Raw genomic sequence first — 25816 nt, 5'->3', positions numbered from 1 at the left:
TACACCATGGAAGAGAAATTTGATCCCGTAATTGTTGCGTTTGTCTGCAACTGGTGCACCTACACGGCAGCCGACCTGGCCGGGACCTCCCGGCTGGGATATCCCAAAAATATCCGGCTCATCCGGGTGATGTGTACCGGCATGGTCGATACCCAGTACATTATCAAGGCCTTTCTGGAGGGCGTGGACGGCGTGCTGGTCTCAGGCTGCCATCCCGGGGACTGCCATTACATCAACGGCAACTTCAAGGCCCGGCGCCGGATGAAATTGTTGAAAACCATCCTGCCGCAGTTTGGCATCGAGGAAAATCGTCTCCGGCTGACCTGGATCGGGGCCAGCGACGGCATTGAATTTGCCGAAACAATGCAGCGGCTGGTCGGTCAGATCAGGGAACTCGGGCCGAATCCGGCCCGCGCACAGCAGATCATTTAAACCGGGAGACCGCATATGTCCCGCACCGCAGATATCAATATCGGAAACAGCCAAATTGCCGGCGCAATCGGTGAATTTTTGAAAAAAGTGCTGGAAAGCGACGAAGTCGCTGCTGTCCTGGTACCGCATTGCCCGGCGGAAAAAGACATGATTTTACCCAGGCTCATCACCGACCCGGCGCATCTGCAGGGCGCAGAGCCCGTGTCCCCGGCATTTGCCTTGAATGCCGCCCGCATGGTTTCCCGGCTGACCCGGCAATCCGCGGGCGGCACCATTGCAGCAGTTCTGCGGCCCTGCGAAATCCGGGCATTTGTCGAACTGGTCAAGCTCAACCAGGGCAGCACCGAAAACCTGATCATAATCGGCACGGATTGCCCGGGCGCCCTGCAAAATGCGGATTTTTTCGACCTTGCGGAAAAACATGGAAACAACGCAGCAGCCCATTTCGTGGAAACTGCATTTTCCGATGGCCAGGCATCAGCCCAAGATCCTAAGATAGCACCGGCCTGCCGCGCATGCACCCAGCCCACCCCGGAAGGCGCGGACCTGGCCATCGGGCTGTTCGGGCTGCAGCCGGGCCCGAAAATCCAGGTATACGCACAGACACCGCGGGGAGAGGCCATGTTCGAAAAGCTGGACCTGGAAGAGGGGAAGGCGGATGAAAAACGTCAAACCGCAGCCCAGGACCTGATTGCCCGCCGCAGCAAGGCCCGGCAGGAAATGATCGCACAGACCCACGCGGCCACAGACAACATGAAAAAGCTGGCGGACTATTTTTCCCGGTGTGTCAACTGCTACAATTGCCGTACGGCCTGCCCTGTCTGTTATTGCCGGGAATGTGTTTTTGCCACCGATGTTTTTGACCACGAGCCGGTACAGTACATGAAATGGGCCGGCCGCCGGGGATCGGTGAAAATGCCAACGGATACGCTGTTTTTTCATCTCACCCGCATGGCCCATATCAGCACGGCGTGCGTGAGCTGCGGCCAGTGTGCAAACGCCTGTCCAAACGGCATTCCCCTGGCCGAACTGTTCATATCGGTTGCCGAACAGACCCAGTCTGCATTCGGTTATCAGGCCGGAAAAAATCTTGACGAACAACCACCCCTGGCAGTGTTCCAGGAGAATGAATTCCAGGAAGTCGTGGGGATCGAAAATGGAAGCTGAAAGCATTTCTGAAAAACAGGGCAGGGCAATGGTCGTGGGCGCCGGCGTCAGCGGGATGCGTGCGGCCCTGGATCTGGCCGAAACCGGCTACCATGTCACCCTCATTGAGGAAAAAACCCATATCGGCGGAGTGGTCAGCCAACTGGACCACCAGTTTCCCACGGACGGATGCGGCATCTGCAAAATGCTGCCCCACGCCGATGCGCAGCACCTGGTACAGCAGTGCGTGCGAAAGGGGCTTTCCCACGAAAATATCACCATTTATCTGCAAACCCGGGTGATGTCCGTGTCCGGCGAACCCGGCAACTTCACGGTCACCCTGCAGCAGCACGCCAATCCGGTGGACCCGGAACGCTGCGTCGGATGCGGGCTTTGTATCCCGGTATGCCCCGTGGATGTGGCAGATCCGTTTAATGCCGGAAAGGGCTTTTGCAAGGCCATAGGCCCGCCCACGCCGCACATGGCTGCCGGCCCTTACCGGATCGATACCGAGGCATGCACCCAATGCGGCAAATGCCGGGAGATCTGCCCTACGGATGCCATCGGCTTTCCCGCAGAAGACCGCAAATCTTTCACCATACTGGTGGTGGATGATGAAAAGATCATTCGTGATTCACTTTCGGAATGGCTGGGCGAGGAAGGCGGATTTTCCGTGATTACCGCCGAGTCCGGGGAAAAGGCCCTGGAACGGATCGAAGAACAACCCGTGGACCTGATGCTGGCGGATATCAAAATGCCCGGCATGGACGGCATCACCTTGCTGGAAAAGGCTCTGGAAATTCGCAGGCAGATGCCGGTCATGATGATTACCGCCTATGCCACCGTGGACACTGCCGTGTCCGCCATGAAACAGGGGGCGGCCGACTACCTGGTCAAACCCTTTGATCCGGATGACTTGCTGCCGAAAATCGTGGCGATGTATCACGAACTCACGCTTCCACCCGGCCCGGAAATCCGGGTCGGGGCCATTGTGCTCGCCGGCGGCACGGACGAATACGACCCGGCTTCCGGCAAAAACCCTTTTGGATATAAAATTATAGAAGACGTGGTCACCGGTCCGGAGTTTGAAAGGATGCTCAGCCCTGTGGGCCCGACCAAGGGCCTTCTGGAACGCCTTTCCGACCAGCGCCCCCTGCGGCGCATTGCCTGGATCCTTTGCGTGGGCTCCAGGGATATCCAGGCAGAGGCGGACTATTGCTCCGGGGTATGCTGCATGTATTGCCTGAAACAGGCCCGGCTGGCGCAAAAAGCCGCCCGGGAGCAGGGCGCGGAAATTGAGACGGTGCTTTATTACATGGACATGCGGACTTTCGGTAAATCCGGCCAGCCGTACCGGGACGCGGCGGAAGCCGAAGGCGTAGTGTGCCGGCGCAGCCGGGTGCATTCCATTGTCGGCGAGGAGACGAGCGGGGATCTGTGCATCCGGGCGGCAGACCCTTCCGGGCAGATTCGCGAGGACCGCTACGACCTGGCTGTTCTGGCCACGGGCCAGCGACCTTCGGCCAAAGTCACGGAGCTGGCGGAAATGCTCGGCATTGCGCTCAACGCCTGGGGCTTTATCCATACCCGGGAATTTTCCCTGACCCAAACGTCGGGCAATGGCGTGCTGGCTGCAGGATCATGCACCGGGAGAAAAGACATCAGTGATGCGGTCATATGCGGCAGTTCCGCGGCCTTTCATGCCTCGCGCCTTCTGCATGCCGGCGGCGGCAGCCTGCGCGAACAATCTGCGCTGCCTGAAACCGCCGCTGATATTTTCCACGCGCCACCCCTGGTGTTTACTGCGGTATGCGGCTGCAACAGCGCTTTGTCCGAAATCTTTAGTCCGGAAACATTTTTCGGCAAATGCTATGGAGATCCCGCGCTGTGCAGCGTTGAAACCGCGGATTGGCTGTGCACAGAAGAAGGGCTTGCCGAACTGGCGGAAAAGATCCGCCAGTCCCGTGCCAACCGGGTGGTTATCGGCGCATGCCGCCCCCTTTGCGCACCCGAAAAGAAAAAGGCGCTGGCCCGGGCCGTTTCCCTTTTGCCGGACCTGGTTGAAATCGTGGATCTTCGCTCGCAGGTACCGGCCGCATCCGAAAAAAGTCAGGAGCAGCAAAAAGCCCACACTCGCGCAACCATGAACATTCGGCTTGAAATGGCCCTAACCCGGGTAAAGTTTGCGGATCCGTCATTTGCACCGGATATTTCAACAGGCCAATCCGTGCTGGTAATTGGCGGCGGCATTGCCGGGATGACCGCTGCCCTGGGGGTTGCCGATCACGGCTACAGGGCATATCTGGTGGAGAAATCCGAACGCCTGGGCGGTAATCTCAACTGGCTGCACCAGACCATTGAGGGAGAGGACATCGCCCAGTTTGCCGGGCAGACCCGGTCGCGGGTGGAAAACCATCCTCTGATTCAGGTTTACACCAACGCGCAGGTCACCGAAGCCCGCGGAACCGGGGGCGCATTTACTACCACCCTGCAAACCGGCGATGAAGAGGCTTTCTCCGTGGAACACGGGGCGGTGATCCTGGCCACCGGCGGCCGGCAGGCCGAGACCAAAGCCTTTGGGCGCGGCACGGACTCCCGGATTATCACCCAGCAGGAACTGGAATCCCGGATCCGGGAAAAGGAACTGGATCCGGGGCAGATCAACAGCATGTGCATGATCCTGTGTGCAGGCACCCGGCAGGCGCCGAAAAACTACTGCAGCCGGGTCTGCTGCGCAAGCGCCCTGAAACATGCCCTGCATGTGAAGGAAAAAAATCCCGAAGCCGGAGTGTATGTTTTATATCGGGATATGATGGCTTATGGATTTCTGGAGGCTTGGTTTACCCGGGCCAGAAAGGCCGGGGTCATATTTATCGCCTACACCCCGGATACCAGCCCGGAAGTGTCGGCCCGGCAAGACGCGGTGCGGATAACAGCCACGGAACCGATACTCCGGCGTGAGGTGGAAATATCGGCAGACCTGCTGGTGCTGGCCACAGGAATTGAACCGGCCGAATCCGGGGCGCTTGCCCGAAGCTTTGGCGCGGACACGGATGAGCACGGTTTCTTCCGGGAAGCCGAGCCCAAGTGGCAGCCAATGGGATCTCTGGCTCCCGGGGTGTATGCCTGCGGAATCGGACTTCGGCCTGCAGGCCTTGCCGAATCCGCGGCCTCGGCCGAGGCCGCCGCCCTGCAGGCGGTGATCCGGCTTGGCCGCAACCACTTGCCCGCACCCCGGTATATCGCGCATGTCCGGCACAGCCTGTGTTCTTTGTGTCAGAATTGCATTGCGGCCTGTGAATACGGTGCCCGGACATATGACCGGCAGGCGCAAATGATCATCGTGGATCCGGAGGCATGCCGGGGATGCGGTGCCTGTGCATCTGCTTGCCCGAATTTTGCCGCATACGTGGAAGGCTTTGCCCCGGGCCGGATGCTTTCCATGCTGGCGGCGGCGATCGATAATTGAAAAGGTAAAATGCAAAAAGGACCTGAGCTGATGAACAGAAAACAACAAACACCGCAGGCCTGGATTCGTCCCGAACAGCCGGACACGGCGCTGGAACGGGTTCGGGAAAAGGTGCGAACCTGCATTCAATGCGGCACGTGCACAGGGTCGTGCCCCAATGCTTTTGCCATGGATGCCACGCCTCGGAAACTCTGGCGTCTGGTGCTCATGGGCCAGAGCCGGGAGATTTTTGAAAGCCGCACCTTTGCCCTTTGCTCGGACTGCTACTGCTGCACGCTGCGGTGTCCCCGGGGACTTGCGCTCACCGACGCCATGGCCGATCTCAAACAGATTGCCGCAGCCGGAAAACATGGCGGGGACGCGGCATGCACGGCATTTTACAGCGCATTTCTGCAATCCGCCCGGCGCTACGGAAGAGTCCAGGAAACCCGGCTGATGGCAAGATACCTGGCGGTCATGACCCCCCGCCGGCCGCTGATGCCATTTCGGTTTTCCGGGCTGGGGATGCAGATGATCAAAAAGGGAAAAATCAGCCTGCGCCGGCCGCCGGCCGGCCGCAGCCTGAAAGGCATTTTTGCCAGAATCGAATCCATGAAAGACGGGCAATGAAATATCTTTACTATCCAGGCTGTTCACTGGAATCCACGGCCCGGGAATACGATATGGCAACCCGGGCAATGATGCATGCACTAAGCGTGGAACTCATTGAAATTCCCGGTTGGACGTGCTGCGGGGCCACTGCGGCCAAGGCCGTTGACCGGCGTCTGGCCCTGGCCATGCCAGCGGTCAGCCTGGCCCTGGCCGAGACCGTGGATTCGGCCGCCGACATCCTGGTGCCGTGCAGCGCCTGTTACCTTAACCTCAAGCAGGTGTATCAGATCGCGGCCGCCGACCCCCGGACCCTGGCGGAAATCAACGAAATTCTTGCCGCGGAATCCCTGCACTATTCGGGAAAGGTCCGTCCGCGCCATATACTCGACATTCTTGCAAAAGATATTGGTCCAACCGGAATTTTGCAGCAGATCACCCACAGCCTTTCCGGTTTGCGTGTGGCTCCCTATTACGGCTGCCAATGTCTCCGGCCGTACCGGGTATTTGATGACCCTGAGGCGCCCACCTCAATGGACGCCTTGCTGGCAGCCGCCGGGGCAAACCTGCATCCCTGGTCCATGGCCGCCAGGTGCTGCAGCGCCTCGCATATGACCACAAACCCAGATGTCAGCAAGGAACTGGTTTTTCGCATTTTAAAGTCCGCCAGGGGCGCGGATGCAATCGCTACGGTCTGTCCCATGTGCCAGATGAACCTGGAAGGACACCAGGGATGGATATCGTCCTGCTACGGCGAAGATGTGCGGATTCCGGTATATTACCTGCCCCAGCTTCTGGGCCTGGCCATGGGCATTCCGGCCCGGGACCTGGGCCTGAATGCCAAATCGGCCCGTACAGCCGCTTTGTCAGATTAGTTATTGATCCGGGGGTTCGGGAATGCTGAAATTTTTTTCGTATATGCGAACCCGCACGGCCTTTGGGCTGCTTTTCTTCCTGATCGCGGGAACCGCCCTGCTGGTTTGCATTACCTTTTGGGCATGGTCGGGCATGGACACGGACCGGCAAATCTCTCCGCTCGTAAAAGCCGTCCTGCTGCTGGCCATGTTCACCTTTGCCGGGGCCGCGATGCTGATTTTATTCATGGGCGAACAAATTGCGCGCAAACAGGCTGCACTCAACAAGCAGAAACAGAAATACCGCAATCTTTTTGAACTGGTGCCCTGCGAAATTGCCATACTGGATAAGGATTTCCGGCTGATTCACTTCAATCACAGGTTTGCTGAAAAATTTAATCCGAAAATCGGCGAATACTGCTTTCGCGCTTACAAGGGCCGCGAGCAGAAATGCGAGCCCTGCCCGGTGGAAAAAACCTTTGAAGACGGGCTGCCCCATTTCAGCGAGGAAACCGGATATGCGAAAGACGGCACAACCGCCCACTGGCTGGTGGTTACCTCTCCCCAGAAGGACGACGATACCGGAGAAATTGCGGCTGCATTGGAAATGACCCTTGATCTCACGGATTTGAAGCTGCTTGAAGACAAACTGAAAAAATCAGAAAAAAAGTATAAGGATATATTCAACAACATTGCCAACCCAATCTTTGTCATCGATCGGGAAGATTTCACGATTCTTGACTGCAACAAAAGTGTCCAGGGGGTTTATGGCTACAGTCAATCCGAGATTTGCGGCACCCGGTTCATCGACTTGTTTGTTGCCGACGACCGGAAATATTTCGGGCAGTTAATCAAAATGCGGAATGAAATCCACCGGGCCAGGCATTTGCGGAAAAGTGAAAAAACCCTGTTTGTCAACATTCGCATTTCTCCGTCGGAATACGAGGGGAAATTCGTGTATCTCGTTACCACCAGCGACATCACCCAGCGCCTGGAGGCCGAACAGCAGCTCATTCAGGCAAGCAAGATGGCGACCCTCGGGGAAATGGCCACTGGTGTAGCCCACGAGCTCAACCAGCCCCTGTCGGTGATCAAGACAGCAAGCAGTTATTTGATGAAAAAAATCAAGAGCAACACCCCCATTAAAAATGAAAATCTCTGTACCATGGCCGAAGAGATCGATACCCACATCAACCGGGCCACCCGGATTATCCGTCATATGCGCGAATTCGGCCGCAAATCCGGCATCACATCCGAAAAGGTAAGTGTCAACCCGGTGGTTGAAAAGGCTTTTGACATTTTTGCCCAGCAGCTCAAGCTGCGGGGCATTGACGTGGTCTGGGAACTATCTCCGCATTTGCCCAGTGTCCGGGCAGATGAGAGCAAGCTTGAACAGGTCATTGTCAACCTGCTGGTCAATGCCCGGGATGCCATCGAGGATCGCTGGGGCCGGAGATCCCCGGGCATGGACACCAGGGAAAAGAAAATTTTTCTGCGCTCGCATTCAGATGGCCGTTTTGTTATAATCGAGGTCGAGGATACGGGAAGCGGGGTTGCCCCTGATCTGGTGGACAAGATTTTTGAGCCTTTCTTCACCACCAAAAATGCCGGAAAAGGCACCGGCCTGGGGCTTTCGATTTCCTACAGCATCATCAGGGAATGGGGGGCGGCCATTTACGCCGAACCGGGCCGCAGCCAGGGCGCGCGGTTTATCATCCGCTTTCCGGTTTCAAAGCAAGACGCTCCGCCGCCTGAAGGGGGGATGATCAACAATGCTGCTGGAGTATGAACAGATCGGTGAAATTTTTGACTGCCTTTCCCTGGGTGTGATCATTTTGTCCAGGGATCGAAAGATTCTCTCCATTAACCGATCCGCCCAGCAGTTGACCGGATTTACGGCATCCGGGACCGTGGGGCGGTACTGCTACCATGTATTTCTTGATTACCTTTGCGGGGGCCGGTGCAAATTTCTCGAATCCAGGGATGAAATCACTCAGACCCTGGTTTCGGATATTGAGGTCAAGGACCAACAGAATAAAGCCACCTCCATTACCAAGATCGAGTCGCCGGTTTACGGGCAGGACGGTCAGATGATCGGCTGCATGGAGGTTTTTCAGGATCACAGCGCATTCCGGGAGCTCATCAAGCGCATCCGTTTCGACGACCTTCGGCTCAAGCTGATTTTAGACAGCCTGGATATCGGGATACTGACCCTGGACCGGGGCAACCATGTCACGTTTGTCAACACCAATGCCGAGCAGATTACCGGCTTTTCCCGCACCGAGCTGCTGGGCAAATCCTGTAAGTCGTTTTTCGGTCCCCGGTTCTGCCGGGACGTACTCGATCAATGCGGTTACCCCAACGGCGTTGGTGAACAACTTTCAACCGAGACCCGGCTGATGACCGAGCAGGGTCACCTGTTGCCGGCCCGGGTGACTTACCTGCCCCTGAAAAACGGATCTGATATGATCGTGGGCGGATTGATCACCATTACCGACCTGTCGCTGAAATACCATTTTTATAGTGCCATCAAGGATCGTTATACTTTTTACGACATGATCGGCCGGCATCCGGACATGCAGAAAATCTTTGATATGATCCCCATGGTGGCGGCCACAGACACCACCACCCTGATTGAGGGGCCCACGGGCACGGGAAAGGACCTGCTGGCAAAGATTATTCATAACGCCAGCCCCAGGGCCGGGCGCAAGCTGGTCAAGGTCAACTGCGCCTCCCTGCCCGACACCCTGCTGGAATCGGAAATGTTTGGTTATGTGCGGGGGGCGTTTACAGGTGCAGATCGTGACAAGCCCGGCCGCTTCCAGGAGGCAGAAGGCGGCACAATATTTCTCGATGAAATCGGGGATCTGCCGCTGCCGCTGCAGGCAAAGCTGCTGCGGGTTATCGAGGACCGGGAGTTTTACCCTCTGGGATCACGGAAAACCACGGGAGTGGATGTGCGCATCATCTCGGCCACCAACCAGGATCTGCATCTACTGGTCAAGGAAAGACGCTTCCGGCAGGACCTGTTTTACCGGCTTAATGTCATGCGCATTGCCCTGCCGCCGCTAAAGGACCGCAAAAGCGACCTGCCCCTGCTCATTCACCACATACTGAAAAAACTTTGCACGGCCATGGATGTGCCGGTTAAGAAAATATCCAGGCCGGCTATGCATATCCTGCTCAATTACGACTATCCCGGAAATGTGCGGGAACTGGAAAACATCCTGGAGCACGCGGTGATTATCTGCCGGGGTGACACCATTGAAACGGATCATTTTCCCCGGGCCCTGATTGAATCTGAAGCACCCGCAAAATCTCCGGGTCCGGCGGACTCCGGGGATTACAGCGAGCGGATGAAAATCATGGATGCGCTGGACCAGTGCCGCTGGAACAAGACCCGGGCGGCAAAAGTTTTAAATATTGACCGCTCCACGCTTTGGCGAAAAATGAAAAAGTTTCAAATCGCATCATAGAAACCCATAACGCCTTGAAATCAAGCAATCCTGCCTGACAAGGCAGGGGCCAACGTCAGGCACCTATCTTTACGGGGTCTGTGAACATGGCGGGAAAAATACTTCTTGTCGACGATGAAGAGGGCATCCGCAGTGTACTGGGCATTTCCCTGTCTGATATGGGATATGAGGTGCATACCGCGGAAAACGGGGAAACCGCCCTTCGGGTATTTCATGATCAGCGGCCGCAGATTGTGCTGGCGGATATCAAAATGCCCGGAATGGACGGCATTGATCTTCTGCGCAAACTCAAGGCCGAGAACCCGGACACCGAGGTTATTCTGATTACCGGTCACGGGGACATGGACCTGGCCATCAAAAGTCTGAAATACGAAGCCACGGATTTCATTACCAAGCCCATCGAGGACCGGGAACTGGAAAGCGCCCTGGAAAAAGCCAGACAACGCATCAAGCTGCGCCAGCAGTGGCGCAGTTATACAGAAAATCTCGAGGACATGGTCCGCCGGAAGACCGATCGGATCAATGCCGCGGCAGAAGGGGATGAAAATACTGAAAACGGGCGTTTTCGACGTCTTTTTGAAGAACTGCCCGGTTATGTGGCCGTCATTGGCGGCGACTACCGTATCACCGAAGTCAACAAGGCGCTTAAATGCGATTTTGGCATCGATGACCCCGGGGGGATTGCCTGTTATGAATTGTTCAGGGGCTTGGATGAACCCTGCGACAGCTGCCCGGTGACCAGGAGCTTTGCAGAGGGAGGCCCCTGTCAGGAGGAATTGAAATTCACCCCGGACGGCGGGGGCCGGACCTGCCACATGTTTGCCTGGACCACACCCCTGCAGGACGAAACCGGAGAGGTCTCCCGGGTCATGATCATGATGACCGACATCTCCCCGCTTCTGGATTTAAAGGATCACCTTGCCTCTCTGGGTCTGATGGTGGGGTCGGTCTCCCACGGCATCAAGGGGCTTTTAACCGGGCTTGACGGCGGGGTCTACATGCTAAACTCCGGATTTTCCCGCGACGATCCGGAGGAAATCTCCGAGGGGCTCAAGACTGTTAAGACCATGTCTGACCGGATCAAGAACATGGTGCTTGATATTTTGTATTATGCCCGCGAGATGGAGATGGATAAACAGCCGGCCGACATCGCTGCATTTGTGCGTGAAACCGCAAAGGTGGTGGCTGCCCGCGCCAGGGAATCCGGGGTTGAGCTTATCCGGGAGGTGGATAAATCTCTGGAGAACAGCCGAATCACCATTGATGCTGAGCAGCTTCGGGTCGCCATTGTCAATATCCTGGAAAACGCCCTGGACGCCTGCGCCGAGGACCGGGGAAAAGCGTCCCACTGCATCGACTTCAGGGCTTTTTCCGAAAACGGTGGGGTTTGCTTTGACATCAGCGATACCGGTCCGGGCATGGACGCGGAAACCCGGGAAAATATCTTCAAGCTGTTTTATTCTTCAAAACGATCCAGGGGTACCGGCATCGGGCTGTTTATCACCCGGAAAATCGTCACCCAGCACAACGGCACCATCGAGGTGGAATCCACCCCGGGCCGGGGCACGCGATTTCGCATTCGGATTCCATACGGACAACAGGGCGCCGTTTGAAAACACCGCGTTCGGATTTTTAAATATCAAGCAAGGGGGCAACGATGGCCAAAAAAATCCTCGTAATCGACGATGACCCTACCACGGTCAAGTACCTCGTCAGCGTACTGAAAAACAACGGGTTTGAAACCTGCGAGGCTTATGACGGAGTGGAAGCCATGGCGGTGCTGCAGCGGGAAAAGCCGGATTTGATCACCCTGGACCTGGAAATGCCTGAGGAATGGGGAACCCGCTTTTACCGGAAATTGCGCAAGCAGGGCGGCGAACTCAGGGACACGCCGGTGCTGATCATCAGTGCCATGCCCTCGCGGCATCTGTCGGTGCGCGATGTTGTGGGATACCTGTCAAAGCCGTTTGACCCTGACGAGGTAATTGATATTATAAATCAAAATACATAATTTTCTTTCCCCCTGTCGCCGCCGGACGACCGGACCGTTGTGCCGGCGCCATCCGCTGCGCTCTCCATTTGGCCTGCACTGCCAGCATGCGATTTTTCCCGTTCTCTGGCCGCTGGTCTTTCAGCAGGGCTCAATTCGTTTTGAGCTTTTGCTTGACTCGTTTTAATAATCGATATAGGTTAGCCGGTCTGAATACAAATTTTTGATTAACATGTCATTGCGGAGGTTCTGGTATGGTTTTCACGGTATCCCTATATGCCTCTTTAATCATATTTTTTTTGGGGCTTATATACAGGGGCGGCACCTGGTTTCAACGGGAGGCCGGGTTTTACGGGCAGAAGATGAGCGCTTCGGAAAGATTTTTTTCAGCGCTGAAGTCAATGCTCGCAGTTATCTTCAGCGCAAAGATTGTCCGGCTGCTTCAGGCGTTTGTCCTTGATGTGCTGCTGCAGCGAAAGATCTTAAAGGAAAGCGTTCTCCGCTGGGCCATGCACATGCTCATCTTCTGGGGGTTTATCCTGCTTTTGTTCATGCACGCCCTGGGCCGCATTGTCACAGATGCGCTTTTCAGCAATTATGAACCCACCCTGAATCCCTATTTCTTTCTCCGGGACCTGTTTGGCCTCATGGTTCTTGCCGGGGTCGTTGTTGCCGTGATCCGGCGTTTTTTCCTCAAGATACCGAGGCTGATGACAAGCAGCATGGACAAGTATGCCATCGGCATACTGGCGGTGATTATCCTGTCGGGGTTTTTGCTGTCGGGGGTAAAGATTACTTCCAAAACTGAATTTTCCGATATGGCGGAAGAGTACGCCGGCTGGCTCAGCCAGGAAGAACTCCGTGCACTGGAAAGCTACTGGGTAAGTGACCAGGGTCTTGTGTCTTCGGATGTGACCCGCCCGTTTGCAGCCGATGTGCTGGATCAGGGCAAACAGGCCCATGAAAGTTATTGTGCTTACTGCCATGCCCCGGCGAAATCGGCCTTTGCAAGCTATTCCACCGGAAAGATCCTCAGTCCGGCCGCCGGTGCCATGGACCGGGCCGGTTTTGTGGGCATATTGTGGTATATTCATTTCCTCTCCTGTTTTATCGGGCTGGCATACCTGCCTTTCAGCAAAATGCTGCATATTTTTTCAACGCCCATCACCATTATGGCCAATGCCGTGATGGATGAAAAAAAATCCAAACCGGAAAATGTGGCCACCCGGCAGATCATAGAACTGGACGCCTGCACCCACTGCTGCACCTGCAGCCTTTACTGCTCTGCCATGATGGGTTATGAAGCAAGGCAGAACACTTATATTCTCCCATCGGAGAAAATTGCGCCCCTAAAGGCCCTGGCAGCCGGCAGAGACCTGAACGAAGCCGAAACCCGGGCCATTGTGGAAGGGATTTATCTGTGCACCAACTGCGACAGGTGCACCGTGGTTTGCCCCTCGGGCATCAACCTGCGGCAGCTGTGGCTCAATGCCAGGGAAAGACTCTTGCAGCAGGGCCCTGCAGAACCGCTGGTCCTTTCCCAGCTTTCATTTGTCAGGGGGCTGAACCGCAAAAAGACCCCGGCTGACATTTATCCCCTGCCGCTGGAAAAAGCCGACAATGCGGTTTCTGCAAAATACCGGCCCCTGCTGGATCCGGACCGCTCCATTGACCTGACCCCTCCTGCGGGAGGCCAGCAGCCGACCAGTGGTTTTGAAAATACATTTTCCTATTGTTTCGGGTGTCAGAATTGCTCAACCGTATGCCCGGTGGTGGGCAATTACGAAGATCCCCAGGAGCAGCTCGGACTGCTGCCCCATCAGATCATGTGCAGTCTCGGGCTGGGGCTGACCGAAACAGCCATGGGCGCAAAAATGATATGGGATTGCCTGACATGCTACCAGTGCCAGGAACATTGCCCGCAAAATGTGAACGTCACCGACATCCTCTATGAGCTGAAATACATGGCAGTGGCCGGTGTGGATGAGGGAAGGCAAAATCATGATCAGGCCGGAGGTTTAAGATAATTATGATGCGCTACAGTTTTTTTATCGGCTGTCAGATTCCTTCACGGGTTCCCCAGTATGAAACAGCCGCCAGGGCTGTTTTAAAAAACTTCGGAGTGGAACTGGCAGATATCAGGCAGTTTAACTGCTGCGGCTATCCCATGCGCAATGTGGACAAAAAGGCGTTTCTTCTTTCTTCAGTCAAAAACCTGGCCCTTTCCGAAAATCAGGGGCTGGATATGCTGGTGTTGTGCAACTGCTGTTTCGGGGCGCTGAAAAATGCCGAGCACATCATGGCTGAAAAGGGCCCCCTGCAGGATGAAGTGCTGGGCAAAATCCGGGAAATGGGCCTGAATTACCAGGGAAAAACCCGGATCCGCCATTATTTGTCCGTGCTGTATCATGACACGGGCATTGCTGCGATCAAAAAGCAGGTGCACAAAACCTATAAAGAATTAAACATTGCCGTGCAGTATGGATGCCACGCCCTGCGGCCCAGCAGTGTCACGCAGTTTGATGACCCGGTGGCCCCGTCCCTGTTTGATGAACTGGTGGCTGCAACCGGAGCCAAAAGCGTGGACTGGACAAACAAGCTGGAATGCTGCGGGGCGCCGCTGATGGGGACCAATGATGCACTGTCAGCGGATCTGTTTTCAAGAAAGCGGGAAGCTGCAATAAAGGCAGAGGCTGATTTTTTCTGCACATCCTGCCCGTATTGCCAGATTCAGTTTGATACCGTGCAGCAGATGCTTGTTGAGGACAGTGCCGGCCAAAAGGCCCTGCCTTCCATTCTTTTTCCCCAGCTGCTGGGACTTTCAATGAACATTGATCCCCAAACCCTGGGTCTTGGGGCCAACAAGCTCGATATAAGCAAAATAGAATCCTATTTAAGCAAGGACAAGGAGTAGATAATGCCGCGTGAAAACAATGGCGCTGTGCTGGTTGTGGGAGGAGGCATCACCGGAATGCAGGCATCGCTGGATCTCGCTGATTCAGGCTACTATGTCTACCTGGTGGAAAGGTCCAGTTCCATCGGCGGGATGATGTCCCAGCTGGACAAAACATTTCCGACCAATGATTGTGCCATGTGAATTATCTCGCCCAAACTGGTCGAGGTCGGCCGGCACATCAACATAGAATTGCTCACCCTTTCAGAAGTCAACAGCATCTCCGGCGAGGAAGGCGATTTTGAGGTCAGCATCACCAGCCATCCCCGGTATGTGGATGTGGACAAGTGTATTGCATGCGGGCTTTGTGCGGAAAAATGTCCCAAAAAGGTCCCCAATGAATATGACGGCAGCCTGGCCAACCGCAAGGCCATTTACGTGCAGTATGCCCAGGCCGTGCCCCTGAAGTATGCCATTGATCCGGAGCACTGCATTAAACTCAACAAGGGCAAATGCGGAATCTGTGAGAAAAAATGTCCCACGGGCGCCATCAATTACGAGGATACCAAAAAGGAAATCTCCCTGAATGTGGGCGCTGTGGTGCTGTCCCAGGGCAGCGAAACCTTTGATCCGGCTGTTCACGACACATTCGGGTATAAAAAGTATCCCAATATTGTCACCAGCCTGGAGTTTGAAAGGATCCTGTCGGCTTCCGGGCCTTACGGCGGCCACCTGGTCCGGCCCTCTGACAAGCAGGAACCGGAAAAAATCGCCTGGCTGCAGTGCATCGGCTCCAGGGATGAGCACATGGGCGCCAGGGGGTATTGCTCGGCGGTCTGCTGCACTTACGCGGTCAAGGAGGCCATGCTGGCAAAGGAGCACTGCAAGCATGATTTGGATACGGCCATTTTCTATATTGATATCCGCACAAACGGCAAGGATTTTGAAAAGTATTACAACCGGGCAAAAGACGAGATGGGGGTGCGGTTTGTCAAAAGCAAAGTAACCGGCGCCCCTCCGGTGGACGGCACCGGAAAGCACCTGATCCGCTACATTGATGAATCCGGAAAGAGGTGCGAAGAAGAATTTGACATGGTGGTGCTGTCCGTGGGCCTGGGTGCCACGGCCCGGGGCGCGGAACTGGGCAGAAAACTGGGAATTGAACTCAACCACTATAACTTTGCGGCTTCTTCCAGCTTTGCCCCGGTTTCCAGCTCTGTTGCCGGCATTTATGTCTGCGGGGCCTTCCAGGGGCCCAAGGATATTCCCTCCTCGGTGATCGACTCCAGTGCGGCAGCCGGGGTGGTGGGCTCCAGGCTTTCAAATGCCAGGTGGACCCGGACCCGGGCAAAGGAAATGCCAAAGGAGAAAAACGTTATCGGAGATCCTCCGCGCATCGGTGTTTTTGTCTGCTGCTGCGGAACCAATATTGCGGGCGTGGTGGATGTGCCCAATGTGGTGGAATATGCCAAAACCCTGCCCGGGGTGGTGTATGCCGAGCAGAACATGTTCAGCTGTTCCCAGGATTCCCAGGACAAGATGGCCCAGGTCATCCAAGACCAAGGCCTAAACCGCATTGTGGTGGCCGCCTGCACGCCCAAGACCCATGAGCCGCTTTTCCAGGAAACACTCCAGAACGCAGGGATCAATAAGTACCTGTTTGAAATGGTCAATATTCGGAACCAGGATTCCTGGGTGCACAAAAACAATCCAGAGGCCGCCACCCAAAAGGCCAGGGACCTGGTGGGCATGTCCGTGGCAAAGGCCGCCAGAATCGAGCCCTTAAAAGAGCCGGTTTTGGAGATTAATCAGCGGGCCATGGTTATCGGCGGGGGCGTGGCCGGAATGACAGCGGCTGAAAATATGGCCCTGCAGGGCTACGGGGTCGACCTGGTGGAGCGCGACACGGTTTTGGGCGGAAACGCCCGGAATCTGCCCGAAACCTGGCGGGGCGAGGATGTACAGGAATTTATTTCCGGCCTGGCCGGGCGGATTGAAAGCAATGCCAATATTGCCGTGCATTTAAATTCCACTATCAAAAATGTGGACGGGTTTGTGGGTGATTTTAAAACCACCATTGAAAGTCACGGCCAGCAAAGCACACTTGAGCACGGCGTGGCGGTGATTGCCTCGGGCGCGTCTGAATACAAGCCTGTTGATCAGTACCTCTACGGCAAAGACCAACGCGTGATCACCGGCCAGGAACTGCAAAAACGGCTGGTGGACAATGATCCGTCCATAGGCCGGGCCAATTGTGCCGTATTTATTCAGTGCGTGGGCTCCAGGATTGCCGAAAGGCCTTATTGCTCAAAGCTTTGCTGTACCCAGTCCATAAAAAGCGCCCTTGAGCTCAAGAAACGAAAACCGGAGATGGACGTGTTTGTCCTTTACAGGGATATGCGGCCCTACGGCCTAAGAGAGGATCTCTATAGGGAGGCCAGGGCCGGCGGCATTAAGTTTGTCCGGTATGATTTTGACAAAGGGCTGGCAGTGGAGGCGGAAGACAATACCCTGAAGATTGGTTTCAGGGATTTGGCCCTGCGGCGGAGCATGTCGCTTTCCCCGGATCTCGTGGTGCTGGCATCAGCCGTGGTGCGCGAGAAAAACGATCCCCTGGCCCGGTTTTTCAAGGTCACCCAGAACGATGACGGGTTTTTCGTGGAAGCGCACTTAAAGCTCAGGCCGGTGGATTTTGCAACCGACGGGGTATTTTTGTGCGGCCTGGCCCACGGACCCAAGCCCCTGGATGAATCCATTGCCCAGGCCCAGGCAGCAGCGGCCAGGGCTGTGACCCTGCTTTCGGCCAAAAATATCTCGGTCAGCGGCACCGTGGCCCAGGTGACCCCGTCCTTGTGCGCCAGCTGCGGGGTATGCGTATCCGTGTGCCCGTATTCCGCCCCCCGGATCAGCGAAAAAACCGATAAGGCGGAAATCCAGTCCGCCCTGTGCAAGGGGTGTGGATTGTGCGTGGCTTCATGCCGCTCAGGTGCCATAGAGCTGAAAGGGTTTGGAAACGGCCAGATCATGTCCATGATCGATGCCTCCATGGCCAACTGATCCAACTGCATTTGTGCCCGGGAAGGCTGCGGCTTCCCCGGGCATTTTTATTTTCGCCGGGAAGATGTGTTTTTTTCATTTGTGCCGAGGTTTTCCCGTAAAGACCCCTTGCGTTGCTCTCCTGTCTGTTTGCCCTTGAAATATTATGAGATGGATTTTATAGTAAGTTTTTGGCATATGCTTGAAACTTGATAAGCCTGTAAAAAGTCTTTTTCACAGGCAGTGTTAAGTTTTAAGTGATTAAGTGTTAAGTAAAATCATGAGGTTACTTTTTTTATTGTTGGCGATTATATCAGTTTTAGGACTTTTTACGATTCCATCAAACTTACTTGGTTTGCATTTTTTCGGCATTTGTAATGCAGAGAATTGACCTGAAAGGAAAGGGGGAGAAATGGCAGATTCAAAAGACTTGCTTGAAGTGCACGTGAATGTGAATATACCGGCCTCCGCGCTTACCGCCATTGTGGAAAACGCAAAACAGATCACCGGCGCTGATGCCTCAGGAAAATACCGTGTGGACACAGCCGCCATGGTCGGGGAGATGATTTCCCGTTTTCTTGCCCAAAATGATTTTGAAGGCTATGTGCAGGACATCAACAATTTCCCGGATGCAAGCGTGTAAAAACAAGGAGGCTGATGATGAAGATTACGATTCTATACGACAATGATGCATTTGACAAACGACTGTCCCCGGACTGGGGTTTTGCAGCCTTAATTGAGGCCTTCGGCCGGACCATTTTGTTTGACACCGGCGCAAGCGGACAGATCCTGACAGAAAACATGCACCGCCTGGGAATAAGTCCTGACTGTATCCAGGAGATTTTCATTTCCCATGATCACTGGGACCACACTGGTGGATTGCCGGGCATCCTGGAACTCAATCCCGTACGGGTCTATGTGCCGGATACCATTTCCAGTGTGGACCACGCCCCGGAAACCGTTTCCATCAGACATCCCATTGAAATTCACGAAAACATTTATTCCACGGGCACGCTGAAAAATATTGAGCAGTCCATGTGCATCAAAGAAGGCCAAAAGGTGGTGGTGATTGCGGGATGCTCTCATCCGGGTGTGGAAACCATCCTTGCGGCCGCAGCACCAATCGGCCCGCCTGTTGCGCTTATCGGCGGGCTTCACGGATTTTGTGATTTTCCGGTCATTGATCAGCTGGATTGGGTGTGTGCCACCCACTGCACCCAGTACAAACAGCAGATCCAGTCCAGGCTCGGGCACAAAAGCCTTGCCGGCGGGGCCGGCCGGGTCATTGAAATATAGACGGCGATTCTGCCAAAACCGCGGTGTTGTCCGCTGGTTGCCCCGCGCCGATGGGGTGTGTCTGTAACTTCCCGGAATTCTTACTTGACGCCAAATTTGAACTTTACTATGGATCTCAGTTTGGGTATGAAAAGAGCTTATTGTATACAGGCGCTTTTGGGCTGCACAGGCCAATTTTTTTGCAGGAGGCTTGAATCACATGGCAAAACGGGAACAATGGGGTACAAGAAGCGGATTTATTCTGGCTGCGGTGGGCTCGGCCATCGGCCTGGGAAACATCTGGCGGTTTCCCTACATGGCCTATGACAACGGCGGGGGCGCTTTTTTGATTCCCTATTTTTTTGCCCTGCTCACCGCAGGCATTCCCATCATCATTCTTGAGTTCGGGGTGGGGCACAAATACCGCGGTTCTGCACCCCTGACCTTTTTCAACATCTTTGGAAAATGGGAGTGGCTGGGCTGGTGGCAGGCCCTGGTGGCCTTTGTCATCAGTGTCTATTACGTGGTGGTCATTTCCTGGGCCCTGAATTACGCCTTTTTGGCCCTGGACCTGGGCTGGGGCACAAGTCCGGAAAGGTTTTTCTTTGATGAGTTTTTGCAATTAAGCAACGGGCCCATGGATCTGGGCGGCATTGTCTGGCCGGTATTTGCCGCTGCCATTGCCATGTGGGCGGTAACCTGGATCATTTTGTTCAGCGGCGTGAAAAAGGGCATCGAACTGGCCAACAAGATTTTCATGCCGCTTCTTTTTCTGCTGCTTTTGATCATGCTGGTGCGCGCCGTGACCCTGGAGGGGGCGGCCCAGGGTATTGACTGGCTGTTTCGGCCGGATTTCAGCGCCATTGCCGACTACCGGGTCTGGACCGCAGCCTACGGCCAGATCTTTTTTACCCTGAGCGTCTGCTTTGCCATCATGATCACCTATTCAAGCTATTTGCCCGCAAAATCGGATATCAACAACAATGGCATGATGACTGCGTTTATCAATTGCGGATTCAGCCTGCTGGCCGGAATCATGGTGTTTGGGGTGCTCGGGCACATGGCGGCCACACAGGATGTGGCACTTCATGAGATTGTCACCCAGGGTGTGGGCATGGCCTTTGTGACCATCCCCGAGGCTGTTAATCTGCTGCCGGCCCCGGAATTTTTCGGGTTTTTGTTTTTTCTGTCCCTGGTATTTGCCGGGCTCAGTTCCATGATATCCATTTCCGAGGCCTGCTGCTCATCGCTGATTGACAAGTTCGGCTGGGACAGAAAGCCTACCACCAGCCTGTTTTGCCTGGTTGGGTTCATGCTGAGCCTGATTTTCATGACCCGGGGCGGTTTGTTTATATTAGATATCACGGATCATTTCATCAATAACTTCGGAATCGTGTTTGCCGGTCTGGTGGAGGTGATTTTGCTGTCCTGGTTTTTTAAACTCGATACCGTTCGCCAGTATGCCAATTCATTGTCTGATTTTGCCATTGGCACCTGGTGGAATTTCTGCCTGAAAGTGATCACCCCGGTTGTCTTGGGCTACATGGCCGTGGCCAACCTTGTGGGCGACATCCGGAAAAATTATGAGGGCTATGACGGCAGCGCCCTGGTCATGTTCGGCTGGTGCGTGGTGGCGGGCATTGTGCTTTTGAGCTTTGTGCTGCAATCCATGAAAAGTGCCTGGGCCCAGAAAACAAAATAATCGCATAGGATAGAGGATCACCGGAAATGAGCAGCGGATCCATTGCCATGATGATCATCGGCCTGGCCGTCACCTGGGGCGGTGCGGCTGTGTGCATTTTTAACGCCCTGAAGAAAAGACACTTATAAACCGGTGATTTGATCCAGAAGCGTGCGGATTTCTCCGATCCGGTTGACATTTTCGATCCATTCTCCGGAAACCGGCTTCATGCCAAGATGTGCGCCAAGGATCATCCCCGCGATAGTTCCCCTGGCCGCGCTGTCGCCGCCGGCCATCACCGACTGGACCAGTGCTTCTTTGAGATTGTCTTCATACCGGGCAATGAGATGAATGGTGCCGGGCAGGGCCTGGTCGATTTCACAGGCCGGGCCGAACCGGGCGATGGCATCAGCACTCTGCTCGCTTGCGGATTTGAGTCCCGGGCCGATATACATGGAAATGGGGGACATGGCAAATTCGTCGTCCTCTGCCAGGTTTTCAATGGCTGCGGCAGGAGCCGAACCATGGAGCACCGCATGGAGCACCCGGGCAAAAAATGCCGCTGCATCAATTACAGCTTCATTGTTATGGGTCATGGCCGTCTGGGTGCGGGCGGCTTGCACCAGCTTTTCCGGGTCCCCGGGATAAAGGCGGATCAGCGGTGCGATCCGGGCGGCCCCGGCCAGATCATTGGACGATGAGCCCGCATTTTCCGGGCCAGCACCTTTTTCATAATTGGCCAGGGTCTTGCGGGTGGCATTGTCGATATAGCCGTCGTAGTTGTCAAACAGAGCCCGCCATTTTTCGGAAAAATCAGCCGGCACAAATGCCTTTTGTTCCGCAATGGACCGGAGCAGCACCAGCATTTGATCCCCGTAATGGGTGAAATTCCCCTTGTCTTTGGTCTTGTGAAAGGAATCCGGGCCCGGTGACACCGGAGATTCGATTCTGCCGAAATCTGCCTGGATTTTTTCCGGGTCATAGATCCAGTGGGCGCCCAGGGCCAGGCTGTCTGCGGCAAATGCGGCCAGCACAGCGGCTTTGGCGTTATCGCTCATGACAGGTACTCCTTATTTTGATGCCTTGTCTTGTTCGTTTTCATCTTTGCGGCAGATGCATTCATGCTCCCCGCACTGATCACAGATATATGTGGCCTCAACGGCCGGGGTGACAGCGGGATCTGCGGGTCTGTTTTTCCTGAAAAGGAAAAATCCCAGCGCAACAGCTATCAGGATGATAATAATCAAGTATTCCATGTTTTATTTTCCTTGTTGAATTCATCTCCACGTTTTCACTAACAAAATAATTATCATTATTGGCCGGAATGCAACGCAGATATCCCGGTCCGGGTGTGCGCCCGGCAAGAGCCCCACCAGTTACCGGGCCATAAGGAATGCTATCCGATTATCAGCCGAAAGCCGATCATGAGCGTTCCGGCAATCAGGGTGGCGGCCATCATCAGGCGGCAGGCCGCGGGTATGTGATCCGGGCCGGGCAGGGGAAAACCGGTTCCGATCCAGGGTTTTTCCACAAGGCTGCCGTGGTAGATGCCCGGACCGATCAGGCGTACGCCAAGAGCGCCGGCAAATGCGGCCTCCGGGCGTCCGGCATTGGGGCTTTTGTGATTGCCGCCTTCGGATACGGCTGTTTTAAAGGCCCTGCGGCCGGTTTTGCAAACCAGGGCGGCTGCCAGGGAGATGACGGGCACACAAAGCCTTGCCGGAATCCAGTTGGCTGCGTCATCGAGTCGGGCTGCAGGCTTTCCGAATTGTTCATATTTTAACGTGCGATATCCCACCATGGAGTCTAAGGTGGAGATCATTTTAAAGGCCATGGCTCCGGGCGCGCCCAGGATGGCGGCAAAACACAGGGGGGTGAGCACGCCGTCAACAAAATTTTCCGCAACCGTTTCAATGGCTGCCCGGCTGATGGCAGATTCATCCATGCTTGCCGTATCCCGGCTAATCAGCATGGCTATCAGGGCCCGGGCCTGATCAAGGCGGCCGGCCGCTATGGCCTGATGCACCTTTCCGGCCTCGTCATAAAGACACCGCGGGCAGATGCAGGCATAGACCAGCAGGATTTCCAAAACCGTTCCTGCCGCGGGATGCGCCAGATGGGCAAGCACCACCCCGGCCAGGGTGATAACGTAAATCCCCGATACCAGAACTGCGGCAAAGCCCAGGCCGGCTGTGAATTCATTGGACAGAAGCGCTCGGAAAGGTTTTTCCAGCCGGGCTGCGGCCGTGCCCATCAGGCGCACCGGGTGAGGCAAACGGGCCGGATCGCCCATGAGCAGATCCAGGACCAGGGCGGCGGCGATGATCCAGGCGGAGGACAGCCCGGCCATCACGCGTTCTCCCGGCCGGCCGTCTGCGCGCGTTCCCGGGCATAACCGGCAATCAGGTCTGCTGCTTTGACATTTGTGTCCGGGTCCTTGATGGATATCCGGAAAAAACGGCTGTCAAGTCCCTTGAAATTTTCACAGTTCCGGATCAGGAGGCGGTGTTCGAGCATGCGGCCGGCCACATCGGCTGCCGTGAAATGTCGGGCCTGCAAAAGAATAAACGTGGCATCCGAATCATGGACCCGAAGGCCGGGTACGCCGGCAAGCCGCCGGTGGATTACGGCGCGCTGGTCTTTGAGATACTGCCGGGTTTTTTCTTCATGTTTTCCGGCCGTGTCCTGATTTTGGGCAATAAAGATCACCGCCTGCTGGGCCTGGGCATTAACACTCCAGGGCGGGCAGTGGTTTCGGATTGTTTGGGCAAGGCCTTTGGGGGCTGCGCAGAATCCCACCCGCAGGCCCGGGATGCAGTACATTTTGGAAAGCGACCTGAGCACCACCACATTGGGCAGGTCCGCATGGGCCAGGCTTTTTTCCCCGTGCCCGGAAACAAAGGGCAGGTAGGATTCGTCCATGACAAAAACGGTGTCGGGCAGGGCCCGGGCCAGGTCTGTCAAAAGATCGGTGTCCGTGTATCCGCCAGTGGGATTGTTGGGGTTGCACAAAAAAACCGCATCCGCGCCTTTTGCAGCCGTTTTGAGCCGGTCCGGGTCTATCGAAAAGCCCTGGCTGTCATGACGCATGAAAAATTCATGCTTCACGCCGTTGATGGCCAGGGCGTCTGCATAGTCCGCATACGTGGGCCCAACCACCACTGCGGCACTGATGTTCGCGGCCCGGGGCAGCAGGTAGAGAAATTCCGTGGTGCCGGCCCCGGCAATGACCCCGGATCGGTCCATATCCTCAAAATCTGCAAAGGCGGCCGCTGCCTGGCCGGCATCCACTTCCGGAAGCCGGCATACGCCATGGATGTTTTCGGCCAGATGATGGAGCAGGCCGGGCATGGGGCCCAGGGGGTTGATATTGGCGCTCATGTCCGTGATGTCTTCGGGCGCGCACCCCAGGGCCGTCGCTGCGGCAAATATGTTGCCGCCGTGTCCGTGGATCATCATTCCTCCTTTATGCCAAGACAGGCCATGATTGCGGCAATGTCTGCGTGGGCCTCAAAATGTTGTGCCAGCAGATCGTACTGATGGTCCCTGGCTGCAGGCCCCTGCAGGTCCGGGACCCGGACCCCGTGAACGCCCATATGGGCCAGCCATTTTTCAAGGATCTGCGGCCGGTCAAAAAGGCCGTGCATGTATGTGCCCATTACCCGGTTGTCTGCGCTCACGCACCCGTCGGCCAAATCGCAGGCCCGGCTGTTTTGCGCTGTTACGCGAAATAAGGGCGTTCCGTATTCTGATGCCGGGACAGGTTTTGTTTGTCCCATATGGATCTCATAGCCCTTGCCCTCGGTTTCATCCCAGAAAAAACGGGCCAGGGTGGTGGTTTTGGGGGCGGCCAGAAAGGTTTCAACAGGCAGAAGACCCAGACCCGGGGTGGTGCCGGGTACGCCTTCCAGCCCTTCGGGGTCGCTGACGTTTTTTCCCAGCATCTGGTATCCCCCGCAGATGCCCAGCACATGCCCCCCGTTTTGGTGATAGGACCGGATGGCTTGCGCCCAGCCGCTTTTGTGCAGCCATTGCAGATCCGCCCGGGTGTTTTTGGTGCCGGGCAGAATAACTGCGCAAAAAGGCGACAGATCCACAGGTTGCTCCATAAAATGCACAGACAGGCCGTCTGCGGCATCCAGGGGATCAAAGTCGGTGAAATTCGAAATTCTGGGCAGCCGGACCACTGCCGCGGCCGGGCCGGTGACCGGTGCCCCGGCAGCAGCAGCGGCTTTTTCAATGGATACCGCATCTTCGGCCTCAATCCGGATATGGTCAAACCACGGGATCACCCCAAAGCCGGGTTTCTGGGTTTTTTGCTCAAGCCATGTCAGACCGTCTGTAAACAGGTCCGGATCTCCCCGGAACCGGTTGATCACAAATCCGGCAATCCGGTCGGAAAAATGGCGGGGCAGGCACTGGAGTGTGCCGGTGATCTGGGCAAACACCCCGCCCTTGTCAATGTCTGCCACCAGCACCACGGGTGCATCCGCGTATGCGGCCATGGGCAGATTCACAAAGTCCCGGTCCATGAGGTTGACCTCGGCACATGAGCCGGCGCCCTCCATGATCACAACATCGCACCCGGTTCGCAGCCGGTCAAGGGCTGCGGCCGCTGTTTTGAAAAGCGCATTTTTTTCCCTGTAATACTGTGCCGCCTGCTGGTGGCCTGTGGCCTTTCCCATGACCACTACCTGGGAGCCGTTGTCGCCTGCGGGCTTTAACAGCACCGGGTTCATGTCCACATGAGGGGCGGTTTTGGCCGCCTCTGCCTGCACGATTTGGGCCCGGCCCATTTCCAGGCCTTCCGGGGTGACCCCGGAATTGTTGGACATGTTCTGGGCCTTAAAGGGCATCACCCGGAAACCCCGGTTTGCCAGGACCCGGCACATGGCCGCGGCAAGTACGCTTTTTCCCACCTCAGAGCCGGTGCCCAGAAAGGCAAGACACGGTGCGGGTTTTGTTTCCTTTGTCAT

At 55.7% G+C, this 25816-nt stretch carries 21 protein-coding genes; 16 read left to right on the top strand and 5 right to left on the bottom strand.

Features of this window, described 5'->3' with window-relative positions:
- Positions 1-6 precede the first annotated feature (6 nt).
- From HNR65_RS09375 to HNR65_RS09300, 16 genes are all read left to right on the top strand, one after another.
- Complete coding sequence (locus tag HNR65_RS09375; protein ID WP_181551225.1) at positions 7-432, top strand: hydrogenase iron-sulfur subunit; 426 nt, start codon at positions 7-9, stop codon at positions 430-432.
- A gap of 15 nt (positions 433-447) precedes the next feature.
- Positions 448-1599, top strand: a complete 1152-nt coding sequence (locus HNR65_RS09370) for a Coenzyme F420 hydrogenase/dehydrogenase, beta subunit C-terminal domain (protein ID WP_181551224.1) — start codon at positions 448-450, stop codon at positions 1597-1599.
- Entirely contained in the window at positions 1589-5047 is a 3459-nt protein-coding gene (locus tag HNR65_RS09365; RefSeq protein WP_181551223.1) for an FAD-dependent oxidoreductase, read from the top strand. The genes HNR65_RS09370 and HNR65_RS09365 overlap by 11 nt, the downstream gene beginning before the upstream one ends.
- Positions 5048-5077: 30 nt before the next feature.
- Positions 5078-5656: a 4Fe-4S dicluster domain-containing protein gene (locus HNR65_RS09360; protein ID WP_181551222.1), complete on the top strand. Its 579-nt coding sequence runs from the start codon at positions 5078-5080 to the stop codon at positions 5654-5656.
- Complete coding sequence (locus tag HNR65_RS09355) at positions 5653-6510, top strand: CoB--CoM heterodisulfide reductase iron-sulfur subunit B family protein (RefSeq protein WP_181551221.1); 858 nt, start codon at positions 5653-5655, stop codon at positions 6508-6510. The genes HNR65_RS09360 and HNR65_RS09355 overlap by 4 nt, the downstream gene beginning before the upstream one ends.
- A gap of 22 nt (positions 6511-6532) precedes the next feature.
- Positions 6533-8278, top strand: a complete 1746-nt coding sequence (locus tag HNR65_RS09350) for a PAS domain-containing sensor histidine kinase (protein WP_181551220.1) — start codon at positions 6533-6535, stop codon at positions 8276-8278.
- Positions 8262-9965 (top strand): sigma 54-interacting transcriptional regulator, encoded by a 1704-nt coding sequence (locus HNR65_RS09345; protein WP_181551219.1) that lies wholly within the window; start codon positions 8262-8264, stop codon positions 9963-9965. Before HNR65_RS09350 ends, HNR65_RS09345 begins: the two co-directional genes overlap by 17 nt.
- 86 nt (positions 9966-10051) lie before the next feature.
- On the top strand, positions 10052-11578 hold the full coding sequence (locus HNR65_RS09340) for an ATP-binding response regulator (protein WP_181551218.1): 1527 nt from the start codon (positions 10052-10054) through the stop codon (positions 11576-11578).
- A gap of 44 nt (positions 11579-11622) precedes the next feature.
- Positions 11623-11976 (top strand): DVU0259 family response regulator domain-containing protein, encoded by a 354-nt coding sequence (gene divK, locus HNR65_RS09335; protein ID WP_181551217.1) that lies wholly within the window; start codon positions 11623-11625, stop codon positions 11974-11976.
- A gap of 380 nt (positions 11977-12356) precedes the next feature.
- The gene (locus tag HNR65_RS09330) at positions 12357-13982 is read left to right on the top strand and encodes a 4Fe-4S dicluster domain-containing protein (RefSeq protein WP_181551216.1); all 1626 of its coding nucleotides are present in this window, start codon (positions 12357-12359) and stop codon (positions 13980-13982) included.
- A 2-nt stretch (positions 13983-13984) separates the two neighbouring features.
- Positions 13985-14869 (top strand): CoB--CoM heterodisulfide reductase iron-sulfur subunit B family protein, encoded by an 885-nt coding sequence (locus HNR65_RS09325; RefSeq protein WP_232364724.1) that lies wholly within the window; start codon positions 13985-13987, stop codon positions 14867-14869.
- Positions 14870-14872: 3 nt separating this feature from the next.
- On the top strand, positions 14873-17905 hold the full coding sequence (locus HNR65_RS09320) for an FAD-dependent oxidoreductase (protein WP_181551215.1): 3033 nt from the start codon (positions 14873-14875) through the stop codon (positions 17903-17905).
- 391 nt (positions 17906-18296) lie between these two features.
- A complete protein-coding gene (locus HNR65_RS09315; RefSeq protein WP_181551214.1) occupies positions 18297-18527 on the top strand; it encodes a hypothetical protein in 231 nt (76 codons plus the stop codon).
- A 14-nt stretch (positions 18528-18541) separates the two neighbouring features.
- Positions 18542-19180, top strand: coding sequence for an MBL fold metallo-hydrolase (locus tag HNR65_RS09310; protein ID WP_220128337.1), 639 nt, complete (start codon positions 18542-18544; stop codon positions 19178-19180).
- Positions 19181-19379: 199 nt separating this feature from the next.
- The gene (locus tag HNR65_RS09305; protein ID WP_181551213.1) at positions 19380-20861 is read left to right on the top strand and encodes a sodium-dependent transporter; all 1482 of its coding nucleotides are present in this window, start codon (positions 19380-19382) and stop codon (positions 20859-20861) included.
- Between the two features lie 26 nt (positions 20862-20887).
- Complete coding sequence (locus tag HNR65_RS09300; RefSeq protein ID WP_181551212.1) at positions 20888-20989, top strand: MetS family NSS transporter small subunit; 102 nt, start codon at positions 20888-20890, stop codon at positions 20987-20989.
- On the opposite strand, the gene HNR65_RS09295 is transcribed toward HNR65_RS09300, so the two are convergent.
- From HNR65_RS09295 to HNR65_RS09275, 5 genes are all read right to left on the bottom strand, one after another.
- On the bottom strand, positions 20984-21898 hold the full coding sequence (locus tag HNR65_RS09295; RefSeq protein ID WP_181551211.1) for an ADP-ribosylglycohydrolase family protein: 915 nt from the start codon (positions 21896-21898) through the stop codon (positions 20984-20986). The two genes, HNR65_RS09300 and HNR65_RS09295, sit on opposite strands and share 6 nt — an antisense overlap.
- Before the next feature lie 12 nt (positions 21899-21910).
- Positions 21911-22096: a hypothetical protein gene (locus tag HNR65_RS09290; RefSeq protein ID WP_181551210.1), complete on the bottom strand. Its 186-nt coding sequence runs from the start codon at positions 22094-22096 to the stop codon at positions 21911-21913.
- A gap of 140 nt (positions 22097-22236) precedes the next feature.
- A complete protein-coding gene (gene cbiB, locus HNR65_RS09285) occupies positions 22237-23190 on the bottom strand; it encodes an adenosylcobinamide-phosphate synthase CbiB (RefSeq protein WP_181551209.1) in 954 nt (317 codons plus the stop codon).
- The gene (locus HNR65_RS09280; RefSeq protein WP_181551208.1) at positions 23190-24299 is read right to left on the bottom strand and encodes an aminotransferase class I/II-fold pyridoxal phosphate-dependent enzyme; all 1110 of its coding nucleotides are present in this window, start codon (positions 24297-24299) and stop codon (positions 23190-23192) included. Before HNR65_RS09280 ends, cbiB begins: the two co-directional genes overlap by 1 nt.
- On the bottom strand, positions 24296-25816 hold the full coding sequence (locus HNR65_RS09275; protein WP_181551207.1) for a cobyric acid synthase: 1521 nt from the start codon (positions 25814-25816) through the stop codon (positions 24296-24298). Before HNR65_RS09275 ends, HNR65_RS09280 begins: the two co-directional genes overlap by 4 nt.

It is taken from the genome of Desulfosalsimonas propionicica, assembly GCF_013761005.1.
Lineage (GTDB): Bacteria > Desulfobacterota > Desulfobacteria > Desulfobacterales > Desulfosalsimonadaceae > Desulfosalsimonas > Desulfosalsimonas propionicica.
This window is presented reverse-complemented; position numbering and strand designations above follow the sequence as displayed.

Excerpts from the sequence above, each read along its gene's own strand:
- HNR65_RS09375 (WP_181551225.1), top strand. The coding sequence starts at position 7 with ATGGAAGAGAAATTTGATCCCGTAATTGTTGCGTTTGTCTGCAACTGG.
- HNR65_RS09370 (WP_181551224.1), top strand. The coding sequence starts at position 448 with ATGTCCCGCACCGCAGATATCAATATCGGAAACAGCCAAATTGCCGGC.
- HNR65_RS09365 (WP_181551223.1), top strand. The coding sequence starts at position 1,589 with ATGGAAGCTGAAAGCATTTCTGAAAAACAGGGCAGGGCAATGGTCGTG.
- HNR65_RS09360 (WP_181551222.1), top strand. The coding sequence starts at position 5,078 with ATGAACAGAAAACAACAAACACCGCAGGCCTGGATTCGTCCCGAACAG.
- HNR65_RS09355 (WP_181551221.1), top strand. The coding sequence starts at position 5,653 with ATGAAATATCTTTACTATCCAGGCTGTTCACTGGAATCCACGGCCCGG.
- HNR65_RS09350 (WP_181551220.1), top strand. The coding sequence starts at position 6,533 with ATGCTGAAATTTTTTTCGTATATGCGAACCCGCACGGCCTTTGGGCTG.
- HNR65_RS09345 (WP_181551219.1), top strand. The coding sequence starts at position 8,262 with ATGCTGCTGGAGTATGAACAGATCGGTGAAATTTTTGACTGCCTTTCC.
- HNR65_RS09340 (WP_181551218.1), top strand. The coding sequence starts at position 10,052 with ATGGCGGGAAAAATACTTCTTGTCGACGATGAAGAGGGCATCCGCAGT.
- divK (WP_181551217.1), top strand. The coding sequence starts at position 11,623 with ATGGCCAAAAAAATCCTCGTAATCGACGATGACCCTACCACGGTCAAG.
- HNR65_RS09330 (WP_181551216.1), top strand. The coding sequence starts at position 12,357 with ATGCTCGCAGTTATCTTCAGCGCAAAGATTGTCCGGCTGCTTCAGGCG.
- HNR65_RS09325 (WP_232364724.1), top strand. The coding sequence starts at position 13,985 with ATGATGCGCTACAGTTTTTTTATCGGCTGTCAGATTCCTTCACGGGTT.
- HNR65_RS09315 (WP_181551214.1), top strand. The coding sequence starts at position 18,297 with ATGGCAGATTCAAAAGACTTGCTTGAAGTGCACGTGAATGTGAATATA.
- HNR65_RS09310 (WP_220128337.1), top strand. The coding sequence starts at position 18,542 with ATGATGAAGATTACGATTCTATACGACAATGATGCATTTGACAAACGA.
- HNR65_RS09305 (WP_181551213.1), top strand. The coding sequence starts at position 19,380 with ATGGCAAAACGGGAACAATGGGGTACAAGAAGCGGATTTATTCTGGCT.
- HNR65_RS09300 (WP_181551212.1), top strand. The coding sequence starts at position 20,888 with ATGAGCAGCGGATCCATTGCCATGATGATCATCGGCCTGGCCGTCACC.
- HNR65_RS09295 (WP_181551211.1), bottom strand. The coding sequence starts at position 21,898 with ATGAGCGATAACGCCAAAGCCGCTGTGCTGGCCGCATTTGCCGCAGAC.
- HNR65_RS09290 (WP_181551210.1), bottom strand. The coding sequence starts at position 22,096 with ATGGAATACTTGATTATTATCATCCTGATAGCTGTTGCGCTGGGATTT.
- cbiB (WP_181551209.1), bottom strand. The coding sequence starts at position 23,190 with ATGGCCGGGCTGTCCTCCGCCTGGATCATCGCCGCCGCCCTGGTCCTG.
- HNR65_RS09280 (WP_181551208.1), bottom strand. The coding sequence starts at position 24,299 with ATGATGATCCACGGACACGGCGGCAACATATTTGCCGCAGCGACGGCC.
- HNR65_RS09275 (WP_181551207.1), bottom strand. The coding sequence starts at position 25,816 with ATGACAAAGGAAACAAAACCCGCACCGTGTCTTGCCTTTCTGGGCACC.